This window comes from Streptomyces sp. Je 1-369, from assembly GCF_026810505.1.
Lineage (GTDB): Bacteria > Actinomycetota > Actinomycetes > Streptomycetales > Streptomycetaceae > Streptomyces.
This window is the reverse complement of record NZ_CP101750.1, coordinates 7584567-7605258: the sequence shown is the minus strand read 5'-3', so window position 1 is coordinate 7605258 and position 20692 is coordinate 7584567. Positions and strand designations below refer to the sequence as shown.

Here is a 20692-nt window from a genome sequence, read left to right as displayed (position 1 = left end):
TCATGACACAGCACGACCAGGTGACCGCGGCCGTCCCCAACCACGAGCGGCGCCCGATACGACAGCTGCTCGCGGCGTCGGTGGGCAACGCCGTCGAGTGGTACGACTGGTACGCGTACACGTTCCTCGCCACGTACATAGCGGACCAGGTCTTCCCGAAGAGCTCCGGCAACTCGCTCGTCCCGCTGCTCTCCACCTTCGCCGTCTTCGCGGTGGGGTTCTTCATGCGGCCCGTCGGCGGGCTGCTCATGGGCGCGGTCGCCGACCGGCGCGGTCGGCGGGCCGCGCTGACCGTCACGATCCTGCTGATGGGCGGCAGCAGTCTGCTGGTCGGCCTGACCCCGACGTACGCGTCCGTGGGCGTGCTCGCGCCCGTCGTCCTCGTACTCGCCCGGCTGCTCCAGGGGCTCTCCGTGGGCGGCGAGTTCGCCGCGTCGACGACGTTCCTCGTCGAGTCGGCGGGCCCCGGGCGGCGAGGCCTCTTCTCCAGTTTCCAGTACGTGTCGACGAGCGCGGGCCAGCTCGCCGCGTCCGGAGTCGCCGCGCTCCTCGTCGCCGTGCTCTCCGAAGGGCAGATGGACGGGTGGGGCTGGCGGCTGCCGTTCATCGTCGGGGCCGCGCTGAGCCTGGTCGGGTTCTGGATCAGGCAGGGGGCGCACGAGACGCACCGGGCGCCCACCGAGGACGGTGACCGGCCCGGGCTCTTCGACGCGCTGCGGCACCATCCGCGCCAGTCCCTGCTGATCTGCGGCATCACGGCGGGCGGCACGCTCGCCTACTACACGTGGACGTCGTACCTGCCGACGTACGCCGAGCTCAACACCGACATCAGCAAGGGCCAGGCGCTCCTCGCGGGCACGGTCGCGCTCGCGTTCTTCGCGGTGCTCCAGCCGGTCGGCGGACTGCTGTCCGACCGGATCGGACGCAGGCCGCCGCTGCTCTTCTTCGGCATCGGCTTCGCGCTCCTGAGCGTGCCCCTGCTCAAGTCCCTCACCGGTTCGTTCATTTCGCTGCTGCTCGTACAGTGCGCGGGCATGGTGCTGCTCACCGGATTCACGTCGATCTCGGCGGCGGTCAACGCGGAGGTGTTCCCGGCGAGGGTGCGGGCGGCCGGGATCGGCTTCCCTTACTCGCTCACCGTGGCCCTGTTCGGCGGCACGGCCCCATACATGGGAACGCTGTTCAAGGAGATCGGGTCTCCCGGGCTCTTTCCCGTGTACGTGGCCGTGCTCTGTGTCGTCTCTTCGGCCGTCTATCTGCGGCTTCCGGAGACCGCGCACGGGCCGCTGGAGCGGTGAGTTCTTCGTCTGCCGGTCCGTCGTGGCCGATCGCGCAGTTCCCCGCGCCCCTAGCCGGCCCGGGGTACCTCGGCGATCGCACGGCCTGCCCAAGCGGGTGCCGGTTCCGCCAGAGACTCGAGGCGGTCGCGGATCTCTCCCGGGAAGGGGGTCGCGCGGCCCGCGTTCCGGTCGACGTGGAGCGCGAGCAGTTCCGTCGTAGCCACGGGCGCCGCGTCCGGGCCCGGTTCGTCGCCCTCGTCCTCGACGACGTACATCTCGTGGGTGAAGCGCGCCTTCTTCGCGTCCGCGCCCAGCAGTCGGGTGCGGACGGCGAGATGGGCGCCTTCGGAGACGTCGTTCAGGTACCGCACGTGCGCCTCGACCGTGTAGAGGGAGCAGCCCGTGGACTCGCGGTAGCCGGCGTGCAGGCCCGTCTCGATCATCATGGCGTCCGTGGCGTAGCCGAAGACGAGGACGTAGAAGGCCTCGCTCATGTGGCCGTTGTAGTCGATCCACTCGGGACGGACGCGGTGCCGGGCCAGCGGCAGCGACTCGCTCACTTCCGGCCTCCGTTCAGACGGCCCGTGGCGCGCAGGACGTCGATGACGCCCTGGTCGCGCTCGGCGACGAGGTCCGCGATGGTGCGGCCGTCCGCCGCGTCATCGCATCCGGCGACCACGGCGTCGTACAGCTTCTTGTCGAGCTCGGGCGCTTCGAGCCGCGTCCAGGGGGACTTCAGGGACGGGCCGAAGTGGTCGAGCATGTGGGCCATGCCGCCTTCGCCGCCCGCGAGCGCGAACGTGAGCATCGGGCCCATGAACGCCCAGCGCAGGCCGGGGCCCTCGGTGATGGAGTCGTCGATCTCCCGCACGGTGGCCTCGCCGTTGGCGACCATGTGCAGGGCCTCGCGCCACAGGGCTTCCTGGAGGCGGTTGGCGATGAACCCGGGGACCTCGCTCTTCATGGTGATCACGGACTTGCCCGCGACCTCGTAGAAGCGGGACGCCCACGCCACGGCTTCGGCGTCGGTCCGCTCGCCGCCGACGACCTCGACGAGGGGTATCAGGTACGGCGGGTTGAAGGGGTGCCCGACGACGAGGCGGCCCGGGGTCGCGGCCCCGGTCTGCATGTCGGTCATCGGGTAGCCGGAGGTGGAGGAGGCGATGACGACACCGGCGGGGGCGGCGGCGTCCAGGCGGGCGAGCAGGTCGCGCTTGAGCTCCAGCTTCTCGGGGGCGCTCTCCTGCACGAACTCGGCGTCGGCGACGGCCGCTTCGAGCGTGGCGGTGACGGTGAGGCGGTCCCGCGAGGCGCCTTCGGCGAGCCCGAGCCGGGTGAGGGCGGGCCAGGCGGCTTCGACGAGGCGGCGCAGCTTCTGCTCGGCGTCGGGGGCGGGGTCCCAGGCGGTGACGTCGTAGCCGCGGGCCAGGAAGTGGGCGACCCAGCCGCCGCCGATGACTCCGGCGCCGACGCAGGCGACGCGGCGGACGTCTTCAGGGGTGGTGGTGCTGCTGCTCATGGTGATGTCCTCAGTGGGGGGCAGGCGTGGGGGCGTCGGTGTGGCGTCAGGAGCGGGGCTTCAGGCCGAGCTTCTGGCGGGCCTCGTCCGGGGTCGCGACGCGCGAGCCGAGGTTCTCCGTGATCTGCACGGCGCGCTCGACGAGCTGCGCGTTGGTCACCTTGTTGCCCTTGCCGAGGTACAGGTTGTCCTCCAGGCCGACGCGGACCTGCCCGCCGAGCAGGATGGACTGGGCGACCCACGGCATCTGCATCCGGCCGAGCGCGAAGCTGGCCCACTGTGCGCCTTCGGGCAGCATGTTGACCATGGACTGGAGGACGCCCGGGTCGGCGGGGGCGCCCCACGGGATGCCCATGCAGAGCTGGAAGACGGTGGGGTTGTCGAGCAGTCCCTCGGCGAGGAGCTGCTTGGCGAACCAGAGCTGGCCGGTGTCGAAGATCTCCAGCTCGGGGCGGACGCCGAGCTCCTGGATGCGCTTGGCGCCCTGGCGGAGCATGTCGGGCGTGGAGACGTAGAGGTTGTCGCCGAAGTTGAGGGAGCCGCAGTCGAGCGTGCAGATGTCCGGCAGCAGGTCCTCGACGTGCGGGAGCCGGTCCAGGCCGCCGACGAGGTCGGTGCCGGGCAGCTCACCGAGGTCCTGCAACGGCACGATGGGGTCGACGACGAGGTCGCCGCCCATCCCGGCGGTGAGGTTGATGACGACGTCGGTGCCGGTCTCCTTGATGCGCTCGACGACCTCGCGGTACAGGCGCGGGTCGCGGGAGGGCTCGCCCGTCTCGGGGTTGCGTACGTGGATGTGGACGACGGCGGCGCCCGCGTCGGCGGCCTCGACCGCCGAGGTGGCTATCTGCTCGGGGGTGACGGGCACGTGCGGGCTCTTGCGGACGGTGTCGCCCGCGCCGGTCAGGGCGGCGGTGATGATGACGTTGTCGTTCACGGGCATGCGGAACTCTCCCTCGGGGGTGGGGTGTTGAGTACGGGGGACGTGTTCGTAAGCTCAGTACGGTCCGTACGGAGGGTGTGTGTACGGGTGTCAGTGCGCGGTCAGCGTGGCGTCGACGTAGGCGATGAGGGACTCGTGCATGTCGTCCGGGCCCGCGCCGGGAGCGTCGGGCGCCGAGGCGAGGACCTGCGTGGCGAGGCCGTCGATCAGCGCGGTCAGGCGCAGCGCCGCCGCCTCGGGGTCGGCGCACCGGAAGACGCCTTCGGCGATGCCGCGGCGGATGACGTCGGCGACGGTCGCACGCCACTGCCGGTAGTAGTCGGCGTGCAGGCGGCCCATGGCGGTGGAGCGGGCGGCCTCCGCCCACAGGTCGAGCCAGACGCTCCACTGCCAGCGCTGCTGCGGGGTGCGGGGGATCTGCAGCTCGATGAGCTGCCGGAGTTCGTCGGCGGTGTCGGCGGCGTCCGCGATCCGGGCCGCGCGGCGCGCCATGTCCTCGTCCATGCACCAGCGCACCGCTGCCTCGAGGAGGTCGTCGCGGCCCGGGAAGTGGTAGTGGATGGCGGCGGTGCTGGTGTCGCAGGCCGCGGCGATGTCCTGGACGCGGACGGCGTGGAAGCCGCGCTCGGCGATGAGCCGGACGGTCTCGCGGACGATCTGCAAGGGGCGGCCGCCCTCGGGCGCCACGGCCCGTTCGCGTCGCGCGGCGGGCTCCGAGGGCCGGGGGGTGCTCCCCGGAGGGCGGGCCGCGCCGAGCAGCCAGCCCGCGTCGACCCCGCCGGTGTCCGCGATGCGGGCGAGCTCCGCCGCGGTGAAGCGCCGGGTGCCGCCGAGGGACCGGGACAGCTTGGAGGGGTCCATGACGATGCGGCGGGCGAATTCGCGCTGGGTCACTCCGGCGTCGGCGATCACCTTGCGGACGCGGTCCGCCACCTCGGGGTCGTACTCCATGGTCGGCGACCCTACCCGCGCGTTGCGGCGAACGCAACGCGCGGGCAGTGATCCATACGCCTTTCTCCGCGCCGTGTCTGCGCAGACGCAGGAATTGCGATGCTGACTGACGGATCAGTCAGAACCGTCGTGCCGCGCGCGGAACCGGGACGGCGGCGGGACCGTCGCGGCAGCGGGACCGTCGCGGCGGCCGAACCGGCGCGGCAGCGGAACCGGTGCGGCACTTGAGGCACTCTTCTGTCTGTGTCGCACGCATCTTCGCTCCCTCCACAGCGCCCTTCGCCGCCCGCCACCGGCCACATGGTCGTGTGCGGCGGTGACAACGTCCTGGCCCACCGGCTGGCCGCCGAGCTCCGCGGTGTCTACGGCGAACAGGTCGTCCTCGTCCTGCCGTCCGGCGGCGCCGAGCCGAGCCGGCTGACGGGACGGGCCCGGACGACCGCACTGATCGGACGTATCACCGCCGCGGTGTCACGAACGACCGGCAACGGCAACGGCTCCGCGCACGTCAACGGGAACGGGAACGGGAACGGGAACGGCACCGGTGAGGGCGGCGGCGCGGCCGACCTGCCGCGGACCCTGGAGGCCCCCGAGCTCACCGACGACGTCCTCGTCGACGCGGGCGTCCCGCGGGCCGCCGCGCTCGCGCTGATGCATGACGACGACGAGACCAACATCCGTACGGCGCTTGCCGCGCGGCGGCTCAACCCCCGCCTCCGTCTGGTGATCCGGCTGTACAACCGCAAGCTCGGCCAGCACGTGGAGGAACTGCTCGACCAGGCGGCGGCCGTTGCGGGCCTGGCGACGACGGACGCCAGCGTCACCGTCCTGTCCGACGCCGACACCGCGGCGCCCGCCCTCGCGGCCACCGCGGTCGCCGGTACCAGCAAGGTCGTACACGCCGACGGGCTGCTGCTGCGCGCCGTGGAACGCACTCCCCCGGCGCCGGGCCAGGTGGCGCCGCGCGGTCTCGCCACCCTCGCGCTGCTCTCGTCCACCGCCAACGACCCGGCGGGCGCCGAGGGTTCGGACGACGCGGGCGCCGGAGCGGGGCCCCGGCTGCTGCCCGACGACGCCGCCGTCGCCGCCGCTCCCGGCCGGGGCGCGCTGGTCCTGGAGACCGTCTCGTACTCGGGGACCGCCCCGCCGCCCGGGTTCCTCGCGGGGCGCGGCGTACCGCTGCGCGAGCTGTTCTCGCGTCGCCTTCGCTGGTCGGTGGCTGGGTTCGCGGCGGCCGTCGTCGGCATGGCCATCGCGTCGATCGTCACCACCGAGGACACCACGCCGCTGCACGCCACGTACCTGACGCTCCTCGACCTCTTCTCGATAAACGATCCGGCGACCGACGGCCCGATGAGCCGCCAGGTCCTCCAACTCCTCGCAGGCCTGGTCGGACTGCTCCTCCTGCCCATCCTCTTCGCCGCCGTCCTGGAGGCCCTCGGCACGTTCCGCACCGCGTCCTCGCTGCGCCGCCCGCCGCGCGGCCTCTCGGGCCACGTCGTCCTGCTCGGCCTCGGCAAGATCGGCACACGGGTCCTCGCGCGACTCCGCGAGCTGGACATCCCGGTGGTGTGCGTGGAGGCCGACCCGGAGGCGCGCGGCATCTCCCTGGCGCGGCGGCTGCGCGTGCCCACGGTGATCGGTGACGTGACGGAGGAGGGTGTCCTGGAGGCGGCGAAGGTGCACCGCGCGCACGCGCTGCTCGCGCTGACCAGCGCGGACACGATAAACCTCGAAGCGGCCCTGTACGCACGGTCGGTCAAGCCCGATCTGCGGGTGGCGCTGCGCCTCTACGACGACGAGTTCGCGACCGCCGTCTACCGCACCCTGCGCGCCGCCCACCCCGGCGCCCTCACCCGCAGCCGCAGCGTGTCGGCCCTGGCCGCGCCCGCCTTCGCCGGAGCGATGATGGGCCGCCAGATCCTGGGGGCCCTGCCCGTCGAACGCTCGGTGCTGCTCTTCGCGGCACTCGACGTCTCACTCCAGCCGCAGCTGACGGGCCGCAGGATCGCCGAGGTGTTCCGGCCGGGGGCATGGCGCGTTGTCGCCCTGGAACGCGCCTCGCACCAGGACCCGAACCTCCCCTCAGGCCTGGAGTGGGAGCTGGACCCGTCCTACGAACTGCGCCCCGAGGACCGCGTGGTCCTGGCGGCCACCCGCCAGGGCCTGGCCGAACTCCTCGCCCGCAGACCCCTGCCGGCGCAGCCCTGACGTGTTCAGCCCTCCGCGGGCGGCACCGGCAACACCTGCCGCAGATGCGGGTCGGGGTGGAAGTCCCTGCGCCACTCGCGCGGGTAGCCGACGGATGCCTCGATGTGCGGTACGCCGTCGTGGACGGTGGTGCGGGGGATGTGCAGGTGGCCGTAGACGACGGCTGCCGCTTCGTACTTCACGTGCCAGTCGGCGGAGCGCTCGGTGCCGCACCACAGGGCGAACTCGGGGTAGCGCAGGATGCGGGTGGGTTCGCGGAGCAGCGGCCAGTGGTTGATGAGGACCGTCGGGAGGCCCGCGGGGCGTTCGGCGAGGCGGTCCTCAGTGTACTTGACGCGGGCGCGGGACCAGTCGTCGCGGGTCGCGTACGGGTCGGGGTGCAGGAAGTACTCGTCCGTGCAGACGACGCCCGCCTCGTGGGCGACCTCCAGTGCCTGCTCCTTCGTGTGCGTGCCCTCGGGGCGGAAGGTGTAGTCGTAGAGGAGGAAGAGCGGGGCGACGACGACCGGGCCGCCCGGCCCGTCCCACACGGGGTAGGGGTCCTCGGGCGTCGCGATGCCCAACTCGCGGCAGAACGCGACGATGTGCTGGTACCGCTCCTCGCCGCGCACCTGGACCGGGTCGTCCTTCGGCGTCCACAGTTCGTGGTTGCCCGGCGACCACACCACCTTCGCGAAGCGCCCGGCGAGCGTGCGCAGCGCCCACTCGATGTCGGCCATGCGCTCGGCGACGTCGCCCGCGACGATCAGCCAGTCCCCGTCCGACCGGGGTCTGATCGTCTCGACGTACGTCCTGTTCTCCGCGTACGCCACATGCAGGTCGCTGATCGCGAGCAGCTTCGGAGTGTTCTCGGATGCCATCACGCTGCGAGGCTAACCGAGGCGGCGCTGCGGTGCCTTCAGTGGTGATCACCCTCCCCTCGCTGGATCGCCAGGTACTCCTCCGGCGTCGCCTTGGGGACCTGGGCCTTGGGGCCGTACATGGCACGGGCCAGGCGGGCTCGGAGGCGTTCGGAGAGGCGGACCTTGCGGGTGACGCCGTTGGCGTCGACGACGGGGCCTATCTCGTAGGGGCGGGGCTGCTCGTGGGCGGTGAGGCGGTACAGCTCGGACTGCGGCAGCCGTTCGTGGATCTCGACGTACTCGCCGTGCGGGAGGCGTCGGATCGTGCCGGTCTCCCTGCCGTGCAGCACCTTCTCGTGGTCCCTGTGCTGGAGACCGAGGCAGATGCGGTGCGTGACGAGGAAGGCGAGGGCGGGCACGACGAAGGCGCCGACGCGCACGAACATCGTGATGTCGTTGATGGAGAGGTGGAAGTGGGTCACCCACAGGTCGTTGCCGCCGCCGACCATCAGCACGCCGAACAGCGCGAGCCAGGCGACGCCGAGGCCGGTGCGGACCGGCGCGTTGCGCGGCCGGTCCGCGATGTGGTGCTCCCGCCGGTCGCCCTTGACCCAGGACTCGATGAACGGGTAGACGCCGATGGCGAGGAGGATGAGAGGGAAGAGCGCGAAGGGGATGAAGACGCCCAGGTTGAGCGTGTGGCCCCAGGCGTTGATCTCCCATCCCGGCATCACCCGGATCAGCCCCTCGGAGAAGCCCAGGTACCAGTCGGGTTGGGCGCCGGTGGATACCAGGTCGGGACGGTAGGGACCCATCAGCCAGACCGGGTTGATCGTGGCCACCGCGCCCATGATCGCGAGGACGCCGAAGACGAGGAAGAAGAAGCCGCCCGCCTTGGCGATGTAGACGGGCAGGAGCGGCGCCCCGACCACGTTCTTCTCGGTCTTGCCGGGACCGGCGAACTGGGTGTGCTTGTGGTAGAAGACCAGGATCAGGTGGACGACCACGAGCCCCAGCATGATGCCCGGCAACAGCAGGATGTGGATGGGGTAGAGCCGCGGAATGATGTCGTTCCCCGGGAACTCCCCGCCGAAGAGGAAGAAGGAGAGGTACGTCCCGATGACGGGGGTGGCGAGGATGGCGCCCTGCGCGAAGCGGATGCCGGTGCCGGAGAGCATGTCGTCGGGGAGCGAGTAGCCGGTCAGGCCGGTGATGATGCCGAGGAACAGCAGGGTCCAGCCGAACACCCAGTTGAGTTCGCGCGGTTTGCGGAAGGCGCCGGTGAAGAACACCCGCATCATGTGCACGAGCATCCCGGCGACGAAGACGAGCGCGGCCCAGTGGTGGATCTGCCGGATGAGGAGGCCGCCGCGCACCTCCATGCTGATGTCCACCGTGGATTCGTACGCCTTGGTCATCAGGATGCCCTTGAGCGGCACGTACGTCCCGTCGTACGCCACTTCGGTCATGCTCGGGTCGAAGAAGAGCGTCAGGTAGGTGCCGGTCAGGATGAGGATGATGAAGCTGTAGAGGCAGATCTCCCCGAACATGAACGACCAGTGGTCGGGGAAGATCTTGCGCATCTGGCTCTTGGCCAGGGAGTTGATGCCGAGCCTTCCGTCCGCCCAGTCGGCGATCCGTTCCCCTTTGCCGAGCCGTACAGGTCGTGCAGTCGTCTCGGTGCGCTCTATGCGTCCGCTCATGCGACTCCCTTTCAGGCGGTTCCAGGGTAGGTCGCATGGGTGCCGGATCCAACAGGCGGGAATGTGTCAACTCACCCCGGTGGCGTCAACCGGTGCAGTCTCAGGGCGAGTTGGATCTCCAGGGTGCGGGCTGGGGTGTTCCAGTCGTCGCCGAGGAGCCGCGCCACGCGTTCCAGCCGCTGCACCACGGTGTTCACGTGGACGTGCAGTGCCGTCTTGGCCCTGGTGAGGCTGCGGTCCTGGCCGAAGTACACCTCCAGGGTGCGCACCAGCTCCGTGCCGCGTTCGGCGTCATAGTCGAGGAGGGGGCCGAGGGTCGCTCTGACGTAGCCGCCGAGGTCGGCCTGTTCGCCGATGAGCAGTCCGACGAAGCCGAGGTCGGCGAGGGCCGCGCCGTGCCCGGTGTGGCCGAGTGCGCGCAGCGCGGAGAGGCAGCGCAGGGCCTCGGCGTGCGCGGCGGGCAGTCCGGCGGGTCCGGTGGCCGGGCCCGCGGCGCCGACGGTGACCGGGGCGCCGACGGTCCGGCCGAGGGCGGTGGCGAGCGTGGCGGCGTCGCGGCCCGGGGTGATGGCGGGGGTCACGATGACCACGTTGTCGTGGTGGAGTCCGGCGAGCCCACTGTGGGTGCGGGCGGTGCGGTGGGCGGCGGCGAGCAGGCGCGGCCGGGGCGCGCTGTCGCTGTGGGCGACGAACACTCCGTGCGGGCGGTCGAGCCGGACGCCGAGGCGGCGGGCGCGGCCGGTCAGGCCCGCGGGGTCGCCGGAGGGGGCGAGCAGGTCGCCGAGGAGTTCGCCGCGTACGCGGTCCTCGGTCTCGGCGACGGACCGGCGAAGGAGCAGGAGCAGCGCGGTGACGATGCTCGCCCGCTCGAAGAGGCGGCGGTCGGCGTCGGCGAGTTCGGGGCGTCCGGTGAGGGCGATGCTGCCGAGGAGTTCGGGCCCGGCGAGGACCGCGCAGACCCAGGTGCCGTTCTGCGGTACGGCGCGGCCGCTGGCGCGGGATGCGGCGACGGCGGGTGCGGGCGGTGGCAGGGGGTCGGTGCCGGTGCGGGCCAGTTCGACGCCGTCCGCGTCGTGGATGAGGGTGCCGCCGTCGAGGAGGGCGGCGATGCCGTCGGCGACCTCGTCGGCGCCGCCGCCCCGCAGCACGAGGTCGGTGAGCTGGTCGTGGGCCTGTTCGGCGCGGCGCATGGCGCTGCTGTGGGCGCGGATGGTCTCGGTGGCGGCGTTGAGGTCGACGAGTGCGGCGCGGGTCTCTTCGAGGAGGCGGGCGCCGTCGATGGCGATGGCGGCGTGGTCGGCGAGGGAGGAGAGCAGCACGATCTCCTCGGTCGCGAACTCGCGGGCGGCGCGGTCGGCGGCGTACAGCACGCCGATGACGCGCGAGCCGAGGCGCAGCGGTACGCCGAGGATGGCCCGGAGCCCTTCCTGGAGGACGGCGCTGTCGATGGCGTCGGTGTGGTGGAAGCGGGGGTCCTGCTGGTAGTCGTGGGTGACGTAGGGGCGGGCGGTCTGCGCGACGAGGCCGCCGAGCCCTTCGCCCATGCCGAGCCGCAGTTGCTGGAAGGCGGCCGCGATGCTGCCGTCGGTCACCCGCATGTAGGTGTCGCCCGCGGCCTCGTCGTTGAGCGAGAGGTACGTGACGTCGGTGCCGAGGAGCAGTTTGGCGCGGCGCACGATGGCGCGGAGCACGGCGTCCGGGTCGCGGAGGGCGGCGAGGTCGCTGGCGGTGTCGAACAGCGCGGTGAGTTCGGCTTCGCGGCGGCGGTGCGCGCCGAGGGTGCGGTGGATGCGCAGCGCGACGTCGGTGGCTTCGTCGAGCGCGGCCAGGTCGTCGGCGGTGGCGCCTGCCTCGCGGGCCCGGGCGGCGGGCCGCGCGAAGTCCTCGGCGGGCGCGCCCCGGTCGAGCAGATCGAGCAGACTGCGCAGCCCCGCCTCCGGTTCGGCGTGGCCCGCGCCCTGGGTGGTGGGGAGCATGGGGCGATGGTCTCCCGGCGGGGTGGGTGCGGTCGATGGCCGGTGTCGGATCGGGTGGGGTCAGCCGTTGAGGGGGACAGTGCCCTCGCGCCGCGGTGCCGGGTGGGGCACGGGTTCCGTGGTTTCGTCCGTTGCCAGGTCGCGTCCCCTCGTCTCCCTCGCGAAGTGCACCGTGACCGCCGTGACCACGGCCGCGGCGCTCATGTAGAGGGCGACGGGGAGCGCGGAGTCGTAGTCCTTGAGGAGTTCCACGGCGATGATCGGGGCGAGCGCGCCGCCGATGATCGAGGCGAGCTGGGAGCCCATCGAGGCGCCCGAGTAGCGGACCTTCGTGTCGAAGAGCTCGGAGATGAACGCGGCCTGCGGCCCGTACATCGCGCCGTGGAAGAGCAGCCCGACGGTGACGGCGAGCGCGATGACGGGGAACGAGCGTGAGTCGATCAGTGTGAAGAAGGCGAAGGCCCAGCCTGCCATGCCGAGGGCGCCGATGAGGGTCACCGGGCGGCGCCCGATCCGGTCGGAGAGCGCGCCCCACAGCGGGATGGTGACGAAGTGGAACGCGGAGCCGATGAGCACCGCGTTGAGCGCGTCGCTCTTCGGCAGGTCGAGGTGGACGGTGACGTAGACGAGGACGAAGGCCGTGAGGATGTAGTACGAGACGTTCTCGCCGAACCGGGTGCCGATCGCGGTGAGCACTTCGCGCCAGCTTTTGCGGAACACCTCGACAACGGGCGGCTTCTCCTCGGCTCCGGCGGCCGCGGCCGCCTCGGCCTTGCGCTGTGCCTCCAGGAAGACCGGCGACTCGGTGACGGAGATCCGTATCCACAGGCCGATCATCACCAGCACCCCGGAGAGCAGGAACGGCACGCGCCACCCCCAGGCGAGGAAGGCTTCCTCGGACTGGACGGCGGCGAGGAGCGCGAGGACACCGGTGGCGAGGAGGTTGCCGCCGGGCGCGCCTGCCTGGGGCCAGGACGCCCAGAAGCCGCGGCTCTTGTCGCCGCCGTGCTCGGAGACGAGGAGGACGGCGCCGCCCCATTCGCCGCCGAGGGCGAAGCCCTGGACGAGGCGGAGCACGGTGAGCAGGACGGGCGCGCCGACGCCGATGGTCGCGTGAGTGGGGAGGAGGCCCATCGCGAAGGTGGCGCCGCCCATCATCAGCAGGCTGATGACGAGGAGCTTCTTGCGGCCCATCCGGTCGCCGTAGTGACCGAAGACGACGCCGCCCAGGGGGCGTGCCGCGAAGCCCACCGCGTAGGTGAGGAAGGAGAGCATCGTGCCGACGAGCGGGTCGCTGGACGGGAAGAAGAGGCTGTTGAAGACCAGCGCGGCCGCCGAGCCGTAGAGGAAGAAGTCGTACCACTCGATGGTGGTGCCGACGAGGCTCGCGGCCACGATGCGGACGATGCCGGTGCGGGCGGGCGGGGCGGTTCCTTGCGAGGCCATGTGCACCACTTCCAGGAGTTCTGCGGGGATGCTTCCGTACCGGCACAAGGTAGGAAACCGCAGATCAGTGGCGTATATGGCGGAGCACCATGGTTGTGCGCCCGGTGGTGTGAACGGCCACCACGAGGGGTGCGGGATCGGACACAAGTTACTTTTTGGTATGGCGTGACTTCCCACGCAGCCCGCAGTAGAACTCGTTTCGATTGAGCCAAGAGTGAGGAAGGTCACATGGGTACTACACCCAAGCGTAGCCCTGCTTCTGACGGTCTGTCACGTCGAAGATTCGTCACAGGAACAAGTTCTATTCTTGGCGCCGCCGCTCTCGCGGGCCACGCCACCGAGGCCCACGCCAGGACGACCGCGGCCACGGCAGCCGACGCCACCGCCCCCATCGCCGACGGCGCCACCGTCCCCGCCCTCGTCATCGGCTCCGGGTACGGCGGTTCCGTCGCCGCCCTGCGGCTCGCCGAGGCGGGCGTCGACGTCCACATGATCGAGATGGGCAAGGCCTGGGACACCCCGGGATCCGACGGCAAGATCTTCGCCAACACCACGAGCCCCGACATCCGGTCCTACTGGCTCCGCACCAGGACCAAGCAGCCCATCAGCAACTTCCTGGGCTTCCCGCTCGACAAGAACGTCCCGCTCCACACCGGCATCCTGGACGCCGAGGAGTTCGGCGGCATCGTCGTCTACCAGGGCCGCGGTGTCGGCGGCGGCTCACTCGTCAACGGCGGCATGGCGGTCACACCGAGGCGCGAGAACTTCGGCGCGGTGCTGCCAACGGTCGACGCGGGCGAGATGTACGGCACCTACTACCCGCGCGCCAACGCGGGCCTCGGTGTGGCCACCATCGACCCCGACTGGTTCGAGACCGCCGAGTGCTACCAGTACGCGCGCGTCGGCCGCAAGCACGCACAGCGCTCGGGCTTCGGGTTCGTCTTCGTGCCCGACGTCTACGACTGGGACTACATGGAGAAGGAGCAGGCCGGCACCGTCCCCAAGTCGGCACTGGCGGGCGAGATCCTCTACGGCAACAACCACGGCAAGAAGTCCCTCCAGCAGACCTACCTCGCACGCGCACGGGCGACCGGGCGGGTCACCATCTCACCGCTGCACAGGGTCACTTCGGTCACCCCCGCGGCAGGCGGCGGCTTCACGGTCACCATCGAACAGATCAACACCGAGGGGACCACCACCGCCACCAAGTCCGTGACCGCGGAAAGGGTCTTCTTCGCCGCGGGCAGCGTCGGCACCAGCAAGCTCCTGGTCAAGCTGAAGGCCACCGGCGCGCTCCCCCGCCTCAACGGCGAGATCGGCAAGGGCTGGGGCGACAACGGCAACGTCATGTGCGGCCGCGCGAACCACATGTGGGACGCGACCGGCAAACTCCAGTCGTCCATCCCCACGGCCGGCATCGACAACTGGGCCGCGGGCGGCGCCTTCGCCGAGGTCGCGCCCCTGCCCACCGGCATCGAGACGTACGCCTCGTTCTACCTGTCGATCACCAAGAACCCGCACCGCGCCGAGTTCACCTGGAACGCGGCGGCGCAGCGGGCCGAACTGAACTGGCAGACCGCCTGGAAGCAGCCGTCGATCACCGCCGCGAAGACGATCTTCGACAAGATCAACTCGAAGGAGGGCACGATCTACCGGACCGACCTCTTCGGCACGTACAAGATCTGGGGCGACCACCTCACGTACCACCCGCTGGGCGGCGCGGTACTCGGCAAGGCGACCGACAACTACGGTCGGCTGCAAGGCTATCCGGGCCTCTACGTCATCGATGGCGCCCTGATCCCCGGCAACACCAGCGTCAACCCGTTCGTCACGATCACGGCGCTCGCCGAACGCAACATAGAGAAGATCATCGACGTCGACCTGTGAGGGTCAGGGTTTCGGCAGCACGCACACCGTGTCGAGGCCGAGCACGTGATTGAGCCGGCCGAAGGCGAGCCACGACCCGATGCTCATGCTCAGTTCGACGATCTCGGCCTGGCTGTAGTGCGCGGTCATCCGCGCCCAGAAGGCGTCGTCCAGGTTGTGATGGTCCAGGGCGTACCGCTCTGCGTACTCCGCGGCCAGCCTCGTGCGGTCGTCGAAGGAGTCGGTGGTGCGCCACTGGGTCACGGCGTCCTCGAACCCCTTCTCGACCTTCTCCCCGTCGCGTTCGGTGCGCCAGTCCAGGCAGAACACACAGCCGTTGATCTGGGCGACGCGCAGCCGCGCGGCCTCGAACTCGCGCAGGCCCAGGGTCGTGTGGGCGTACACCGCGAGGGAGAAGTTGGACGCCGCCGCGCCGATCCCCGGGACCATGTCGCCCCATACGTAGGGGATGGCTTCCTCCCCCTCGGGGATGTCGATGCGCAGGGAACCACTCATGGGTCACTTCCTTCCCAGTCGGCCTGCTGCCGGGCGCAGCGGGACGTCCAGCGCGTCGTAGAGGCCCGGTTCGGCGGCCACGAGCCAGTCGACGGCGTTCACGAGACGGCCCACGGCCGTGGCGTTGCCGCCCGCCGAACGGTTCTCGCCCTCGTCGGTCGCCTCGACCGTGACGACGATGCGCGGCCGGCCCTCGACGATCACGCGGTGCGCGCCGTCGCCGCCGTCGGGCGGGCTCGGCCAGTCGGGCGCGCAGGACGGGTGGATGCGCGTGACGTGCTCGATGACGATGCGCGGCTCGCCCCCGACGATGCCCCGCACCTCGAAGCGCACCGCGCCCTGCGTGCCCGCCGCGAACTCCCCCATCGCCCGCGTCCGCACGGTGGTGTCGAGCGGTCGCCGGTCCAACGTCTCGCTTATCTCGTCGAGTTGTACGTCGAGTGCCCGCGCCATCAGCCGGAGCTGCCCGCCCCACACCATGGTGGGAACGGAGGGCGCGAGCATCAGCGGCTCGTACTCCATGGGGTGCCCCATGCCGATCAACTGGCGGACCGAGTCCTCCTGGTCGTACGTCGAGTAGTCGAAGATCTCCTGGCAGCGGATCGCGTCCACGGTGGAGCCGAGGCCGCTGACCAGCAGCGGCAGCGCGTCGTTGCCCCAGCCGGGGTCCACGCCGGAGACGAACAGCGAGCCCCCGCCGTCCGCGACGGCCGCGAGCACGGGGTCCCTGAACTCCGGGGGCGCGCCGCGCTGGTCGTAGAGCGGGTACAGCGCGGGCGTGACGACGACGGCGCCGGACCGCACCGCCCTGACGACGTCGGCGAGCGCCTCGTCGGGGCGCAGGTCCCCGGAGGCCGCGTACACCACGGCACGCGGCCGCGCGGCGAGCACCGCCTCGACGTCATCGGTCGCTGTGACCCCCAACGCCCGCCCCAGACCGGCCAGTTCACCGGCGTCGCGCCCCACCTTCCGCGGGCTGTGCACCAGTACGGACGCGAGTGAGAGATCCGGATGGGCCTCGACGGCACGCACGGCCGCACGGCCGACGTTGCCGGTACCCCAGACCACCGTGGGAATCATGCGCGGAGGGTAGCGAGGGGCGTCGACGGTTGACAGAGGCGCGGCCCGACAAGAAAAGATACGTTCCCTTCCGCGCCGCTCCGAAGTCGCTTACCGCCGGTACGCTTTACGCATGCTCCTGGGGCGTTCCGCGGAATGCGCTCGTCTTCTCGCTCTCATCGACAAGGCACGCGGGGGCGAGAGCGGCGCCCTGCTCATCCGCGGGGAGGCCGGGATCGGCAAGACCAGCCTCGTCGGGTACGTCGCCGCCCAGGCCGACGGCCTGCTGCGGCTCGGCACGCGCGGCGTCGAGGTCGAGTCCGACCTGCCGTACGTGGGCCTCGCCGATCTGCTCCGCCCTGTCCTGCACTTCCTCGACCGCATACCGGAGCGGCAGGGCGCCGCGCTGACCGGCGCGCTCGCCCTCGGACCCGCCGTCGCCCAGGACCGCTTCGCGGTGGCCGCGGGCACGCTCAGCCTGCTCGGCGCGCTCGCCGAGGAGGGCCCGGTCCTGGTCACCGTCGACGACGCGCAGTGGCTCGACCCGTACTCCCTGGACGCGCTCGCCTTCGCCACCCGCAGGCTGAGCCGCGAGGGCGTCGTCGTCCTGTTCACCGCCCGCGACGAGCAGGAGGAGGCCGTGTCGCGGCTCGCCTCCGTCGAGACGTTCACGCTCACCGGACTCGACGCGGAGTCCGCGCACCGGCTGATCGCCGAGGAGGGCACCGCCGAACTCACCCCGCAGGAGGCCGACCGGCTGCTCGCCGAGGCCCGCGGCAACCCCCTCGCGCTCATCGAACTCCCCGCCCTCCTCGCGGGCAGCGGCGCGGGCGACGACGCGGGTGACGGTTCCGGGGCGCCCCTGCCCATCGGCGAGATGCTGGCCCACACCTTCGGCAGCGCCGTGGCGCGGCTGCCCGCCGAGGCGCAGGACGCGATGCTGCTCCTCGCCGTCCTCGGCACGCGCCCGCTGGCGGGCACCGAGGCGGCTCTGCGCGCGCACGGCCTCAGTTACGAGTCGCTGGAGGCCGCGGAGGACGCGGGCCTGGTCGTCGAGGAGCGCGACGGATACGCCTTCCGGCATCCGCTCGTGCGCTCGGCGGTCTACCACGGCGCGACCCCGGTGCGCAGGCGCCGGGCCCACCACGCCATCGCCCGCTCCCTGCAAGGAGCCACCGCGCCCGCCCTGGAGCAGTACGCCTGGCACCTGGCCGCGTCCGGCGCCGAACCCGACGAGCACGTGGCGTCCCTGCTGGAGAACGCCGCGTCCGGCGCCCCCGAGACCCTCGCCTATCCGCTGGCCTCCCGGCTGTACGAGCGGGCCGCGCGCTTCACCCCGGAGGGGCAGCGCAAGGCGGAGCGGCTGCTGCGCGCGGCCCGCGCCTCGCAGGCCGCGGGCTCGCTGAACGAGGCCGCCGCGATCCTCGACCGCGCCCTGGAGCACGCCGAACAGCTCGGCACCCAGCTCGACATCCGTCAGCTCCGCTGCTACCTCGACGTGCAGCGGGGTCGCCCGACGCGCTCCCGCGAGCTGCTCAAGTCGGCCGTCGACGAGGCGGAGAAGGTCGACCCCGCGCTCGCCGCCGTCATGCTCGGCGGCATCGCCCTCACCGAGCTGGCGGTCGGCGACCTCACCGCGGCCCGGGGCACCTCCGCCGCGGCGATGGAGCTCGCCGACTCCGCGCACGAGACGCTGCTTCCCGTACGTCTGCTGCACACCCTGGTGCTGCTGCTCGGCGGCGACGCCGAAGCGGGCCGCGCACTCCTGCGCGAACTGGCGGAGCCCCTCGCCTCCCCCGACCCCGCCTTCCCCTACCCGCTCGCCGGGGTGGGCGGCCTGTGCCACCTCGCGGCCGAGGAGCTCGACGAGGCGCACAGCATGCTGGACCGGGCCGCGTACACGGCGCGCGGCTCCAGCGCGGTGGGGCTGCTCTCGCACCTGCTGTGCACGCTGTCCGTCGTCGAGTTCTGGCGGGGCCGCTGGACGCTGTCGCTCGCCCACGCCGACGAGGCGGTGCGGCTCGCGGAGGCCAGCGGGCAGCTGATCGAGGTGTCGCGCGGGCTCGCCGCGCTGGTCAAGACGGAGGCGGCGCTCAACCGCGAGGAGGACTGCCGGCGGCACGCCGCGAAGGCGATGGAGTGGGCGGGCTCCACGGAGTTGCCGATGGACGCGGCGCGGGCGCTCGGCGGGCTCGGCCTCCTGGAGCTCGGCCTCGGCCGTTTCGAGGAGGCGGTGCACCACTTGGAGGAGGTACGCGCGTTCTCGCAGCGGTACGGGCGTGGCGACGGCCTGTATCTGACGTGGGCGGCCGACCTCGCGGACGCGTACGTCCATCTGCGCAGGACCGACGACGCGCGTGAGGTCCTCGACGTCCTGGAGTACGAGGCGGGACGCGGCCACCGTCCGGTCACCGCGGGGGCGGCGGCACGCTGCCGGGGCCTCCTGGAACCCGGGGACCCGGAGGCGGCGTCGCGGCACATGCGGCGCTCGCTCGCGCTGCTTTCGGAGCGTCCGGTGCCGTTCGAGCGGGGGCGGACCGAGTTCGCGTGGGGCGAGCAGCTGCGCAGGCAGGGCAGGCGCAGCGAGGCGCGGCGCCTCCTGGAGCGGGCCCTCGCCACGTTCGAGCGGCTCGGGGCGACGGGCTGGGCGGCGCGGGTCGCGGCCGAGCTGCACGCGGCGGGCGGCACCGAGGTGCGCCCCGAGCGTGCGCCCCTGGAACGGCTCACTCCGCAGGAGCTGCAGGTCGCGCTGGTGGTCGGCCGTGGCCTGACCAACCACGAGGTGGCGGAACGCCTCTTCCTGAGCGTCAAGACCGTCGAGTTCCACCTGAGCAACATCTACCGCAAGCTCGACGGGGTGCACCGCAGGGCCCAGCTGGTCCGCCTGCTCGCTCAGGCGTCGGCGTCCGAGACGGCGGCGGTCTCGGGGGCCGCGGGCGTCCCCGGGGCCTGAGGGCCGGTGAACCGTTCGAGGACGGCCATCGCGCCGCTCAGCTTCATGGCGGCCTGCGTCCAAGCCGCCGACCTCGGGCCGTCGAGGACCGCGCCGGAGACCTCCTCGCCGCGGCGCGCGGGCAGGTCGTGCAGGAGCAGGGCGCCGGGGCGGCGCGTCATGAACTCCTCGTCGACGTGGAACGGCCGGAACCGTTCACGCCACGCGCCGTCGGGCTGCCCGGCGCCGGTGGTCCTGCGGCGGGTCGTGCAGACGACGTCGACGCCGACCGGCAGGGACCGGGCCGAGTCACGGCAGGTGAAGGTGGCCCCGGCCCGGCCGGCGCGCTCCCTCGCGGTCGCCAGGAGTCCGTCGGGCAGGCCGTGGCCGGGCGGACAGGCGAACGTGGCCTCGCAGCCGGGGACGCCGGACAGGGCGAGCGCGAGCGCCGTCGCGGTGCCGTTGCCCTCCCCCACGTACAGGAGTCGCAGCCCGTCGAGGCTCCCCAGTGTCAGCCGCAGCGTGGCCAGGTCGCAGAGTCCTTGCGTGGGATGTTCTTCCGGCGTCATAGCGTTGACGACGGGCAGATGTCCGTGGCGGGAGAGCCGGCGCAGGTCGTCGAGTGAACCGGCGGGCCGGGCGACGAGCCCGTCCAGCATGGTCCCGAGCGACCGTCCGGTGTCCTCGACGGCCTCACCGGCCGACAGGTGCAGGTCCCCGGGGCCGTAGGCGACGGTGGCGGCGCCGAGGCGGGCGGCCGCCACGGTGAAGGCGGTACGGGTGCGGGTGGACGGCAGGGCGAACAGGATGCCGAGCGCGGCACCGGTCAGGGGGCGTGTGTGGGCGGTGGGGTCCCGGTGCAACTCGACGGTGCGCTCGGCGAGTCGGGTGACGGTCTCCACGGCCAGGTCGGCGAGGGAGAACAGGCCGGTCTCGGGGGCGGGGGGTGGGGCGCCGCGCGAGGAGGTGGGGGTGGGGGTGGGGTGCGTCATGTCTTGTCCTGCGCGGGTGGCGGGGTGCGGCTCGGCATGTCCGGCACGGGTGATCCGGTGCGTCGCGGCTTGTCCTGCGCGGGTGGTCGGGTACGTCGCGGCATTTCCGGCGCGGGTGGCGGGGTGCGGCTCGGCATGTCCGGCATGGGTGATCCGGTGCGGCGCGGCATTTCCTGCGCGGGTGGCGGAGTGCGGCGCGGCATGTCCGGCACGGGTGATCCGGTGCGGCGCGGCTTGTCCTGCGCGGGTGGTCGGGTACGTCGCGGCATGTCCGGCACGGGTGGCGGGGTGCGGCGCGGCATGTCCGGCACGGGTGATCCGGTGCGTCGCGGCAGGTCCGGCACGGATGATCCGGTGCGGCGCGGCATCCCCTGCCAGGACGCTGGCACGGGTGCGGGGCTCTCGGCGGGCGGGCCCGCGGCGGCGTACCTGACCGCAGGGCCCCGCGGACGCGCG

General features: G+C 72.1%; 16 protein-coding genes. 4 read left to right on the top strand and 12 right to left on the bottom strand.

The features are described 5' to 3' along the window. The first annotated feature begins 2 nt into the window (after window positions 1-2). A complete protein-coding gene (locus NOO62_RS33980; protein ID WP_268774625.1) occupies window positions 3-1298 on the top strand; it encodes an MFS transporter in 1296 nt (431 codons plus the stop codon). 50 nt (window positions 1299-1348) lie between these two features. Here NOO62_RS33980 and NOO62_RS33975 read toward each other — a convergent pair whose 3' ends face one another. The 4 genes from NOO62_RS33975 to NOO62_RS33960 all read right to left on the bottom strand — a co-directional run bounded on the left by NOO62_RS33975 (window position 1349) and on the right by NOO62_RS33960 (window position 4693). Continuing rightward, the gene (locus tag NOO62_RS33975) at window positions 1349-1840 is read right to left on the bottom strand and encodes a thioesterase family protein (RefSeq protein ID WP_268774624.1); all 492 of its coding nucleotides are present in this window, start codon (window positions 1838-1840) and stop codon (window positions 1349-1351) included. Beyond that, on the bottom strand, window positions 1837-2799 hold the full coding sequence (locus tag NOO62_RS33970; protein WP_268774623.1) for a 3-hydroxyacyl-CoA dehydrogenase NAD-binding domain-containing protein: 963 nt from the start codon (window positions 2797-2799) through the stop codon (window positions 1837-1839). The genes NOO62_RS33975 and NOO62_RS33970 overlap by 4 nt, the downstream gene beginning before the upstream one ends. A gap of 46 nt (window positions 2800-2845) precedes the next feature. Then, the gene (locus tag NOO62_RS33965) at window positions 2846-3742 is read right to left on the bottom strand and encodes a 3-keto-5-aminohexanoate cleavage protein (RefSeq protein WP_268774622.1); all 897 of its coding nucleotides are present in this window, start codon (window positions 3740-3742) and stop codon (window positions 2846-2848) included. A 90-nt stretch (window positions 3743-3832) separates the two neighbouring features. Continuing rightward, window positions 3833-4693, bottom strand: a complete 861-nt coding sequence (locus tag NOO62_RS33960; protein WP_268774621.1) for a TetR/AcrR family transcriptional regulator — start codon at window positions 4691-4693, stop codon at window positions 3833-3835. Between the two features lie 300 nt (window positions 4694-4993). Between NOO62_RS33960 and NOO62_RS33955 the strand changes: the two genes are divergently transcribed. Further along, on the top strand, window positions 4994-6904 hold the full coding sequence (locus NOO62_RS33955) for a potassium channel family protein (protein WP_268775910.1): 1911 nt from the start codon (window positions 4994-4996) through the stop codon (window positions 6902-6904). Between the two features lie 5 nt (window positions 6905-6909). Here the strand turns inward: NOO62_RS33955 and NOO62_RS33950 are convergent, their stop codons facing one another. From NOO62_RS33950 to NOO62_RS33935, 4 genes are all read right to left on the bottom strand, one after another. Then, window positions 6910-7764: a metallophosphoesterase family protein gene (locus NOO62_RS33950; RefSeq protein WP_268775909.1), complete on the bottom strand. Its 855-nt coding sequence runs from the start codon at window positions 7762-7764 to the stop codon at window positions 6910-6912. Window positions 7765-7802: 38 nt separating this feature from the next. Continuing rightward, the gene (locus NOO62_RS33945) at window positions 7803-9449 is read right to left on the bottom strand and encodes a cytochrome b (protein WP_268774620.1); all 1647 of its coding nucleotides are present in this window, start codon (window positions 9447-9449) and stop codon (window positions 7803-7805) included. 71 nt (window positions 9450-9520) lie between these two features. Further along, a complete protein-coding gene (locus tag NOO62_RS33940) occupies window positions 9521-11425 on the bottom strand; it encodes a helix-turn-helix domain-containing protein (protein ID WP_268774619.1) in 1905 nt (634 codons plus the stop codon). A 60-nt stretch (window positions 11426-11485) separates the two neighbouring features. Beyond that, on the bottom strand, window positions 11486-12871 hold the full coding sequence (locus NOO62_RS33935; protein ID WP_268774618.1) for an MFS transporter: 1386 nt from the start codon (window positions 12869-12871) through the stop codon (window positions 11486-11488). A gap of 228 nt (window positions 12872-13099) precedes the next feature. Here NOO62_RS33935 and NOO62_RS33930 point away from each other — a divergent pair, with 228 nt between their 5' ends. After that, window positions 13100-14758 (top strand): GMC oxidoreductase, encoded by a 1659-nt coding sequence (locus tag NOO62_RS33930; protein WP_268774617.1) that lies wholly within the window; start codon window positions 13100-13102, stop codon window positions 14756-14758. Window positions 14759-14761: 3 nt separating this feature from the next. On the opposite strand, the gene NOO62_RS33925 is transcribed toward NOO62_RS33930, so the two are convergent. Next, the gene (locus NOO62_RS33925) at window positions 14762-15253 is read right to left on the bottom strand and encodes a carboxymuconolactone decarboxylase family protein (RefSeq protein ID WP_414930930.1); all 492 of its coding nucleotides are present in this window, start codon (window positions 15251-15253) and stop codon (window positions 14762-14764) included. Window positions 15254-15256: 3 nt separating this feature from the next. Then, the gene (locus NOO62_RS33920) at window positions 15257-16333 is read right to left on the bottom strand and encodes a dihydrodipicolinate reductase (protein WP_268774616.1); all 1077 of its coding nucleotides are present in this window, start codon (window positions 16331-16333) and stop codon (window positions 15257-15259) included. A gap of 112 nt (window positions 16334-16445) precedes the next feature. Here NOO62_RS33920 and NOO62_RS33915 point away from each other — a divergent pair, with 112 nt between their 5' ends. Next, complete coding sequence (locus NOO62_RS33915; RefSeq protein ID WP_268774615.1) at window positions 16446-19265, top strand: helix-turn-helix transcriptional regulator; 2820 nt, start codon at window positions 16446-16448, stop codon at window positions 19263-19265. Here NOO62_RS33915 and NOO62_RS33910 read toward each other — a convergent pair. Next, window positions 19205-20236, bottom strand: a complete 1032-nt coding sequence (locus NOO62_RS33910; RefSeq protein ID WP_268774614.1) for an ornithine carbamoyltransferase — start codon at window positions 20234-20236, stop codon at window positions 19205-19207. The two genes, NOO62_RS33915 and NOO62_RS33910, sit on opposite strands and share 61 nt — an antisense overlap. Next, on the bottom strand, window positions 20233-20505 hold the full coding sequence (locus NOO62_RS33905) for a hypothetical protein (RefSeq protein ID WP_268774613.1): 273 nt from the start codon (window positions 20503-20505) through the stop codon (window positions 20233-20235). Before NOO62_RS33905 ends, NOO62_RS33910 begins: the two co-directional genes overlap by 4 nt. Window positions 20506-20692: the final 187 nt, after the last annotated feature.

Coding starts and splice junctions, on each gene's coding strand:
- NOO62_RS33940 (WP_268774619.1), bottom strand. CDS start 11,425: ATGCTCCCCACCACCCAGGGCGCGGGCCACGCCGAACCGGAGGCGGGG.
- NOO62_RS33955 (WP_268775910.1), top strand. CDS start 4,994: ATGGTCGTGTGCGGCGGTGACAACGTCCTGGCCCACCGGCTGGCCGCC.
- NOO62_RS33920 (WP_268774616.1), bottom strand. CDS start 16,333: ATGATTCCCACGGTGGTCTGGGGTACCGGCAACGTCGGCCGTGCGGCC.
- NOO62_RS33930 (WP_268774617.1), top strand. CDS start 13,100: ATGGGTACTACACCCAAGCGTAGCCCTGCTTCTGACGGTCTGTCACGT.
- NOO62_RS33945 (WP_268774620.1), bottom strand. CDS start 9,449: ATGAGCGGACGCATAGAGCGCACCGAGACGACTGCACGACCTGTACGG.
- NOO62_RS33925 (WP_414930930.1), bottom strand. CDS start 15,253: ATGAGTGGTTCCCTGCGCATCGACATCCCCGAGGGGGAGGAAGCCATC.
- NOO62_RS33905 (WP_268774613.1), bottom strand. CDS start 20,505: ATGCCGCGACGTACCCGACCACCCGCGCAGGACAAGCCGCGCCGCACC.
- NOO62_RS33950 (WP_268775909.1), bottom strand. CDS start 7,764: ATGGCATCCGAGAACACTCCGAAGCTGCTCGCGATCAGCGACCTGCAT.
- NOO62_RS33935 (WP_268774618.1), bottom strand. CDS start 12,871: ATGGCCTCGCAAGGAACCGCCCCGCCCGCCCGCACCGGCATCGTCCGC.
- NOO62_RS33965 (WP_268774622.1), bottom strand. CDS start 3,742: ATGCCCGTGAACGACAACGTCATCATCACCGCCGCCCTGACCGGCGCG.
- NOO62_RS33910 (WP_268774614.1), bottom strand. CDS start 20,236: ATGACGCACCCCACCCCCACCCCCACCTCCTCGCGCGGCGCCCCACCC.
- NOO62_RS33970 (WP_268774623.1), bottom strand. CDS start 2,799: ATGAGCAGCAGCACCACCACCCCTGAAGACGTCCGCCGCGTCGCCTGC.
- NOO62_RS33980 (WP_268774625.1), top strand. CDS start 3: ATGACACAGCACGACCAGGTGACCGCGGCCGTCCCCAACCACGAGCGG.
- NOO62_RS33960 (WP_268774621.1), bottom strand. CDS start 4,693: ATGGAGTACGACCCCGAGGTGGCGGACCGCGTCCGCAAGGTGATCGCC.
- NOO62_RS33915 (WP_268774615.1), top strand. CDS start 16,446: ATGCTCCTGGGGCGTTCCGCGGAATGCGCTCGTCTTCTCGCTCTCATC.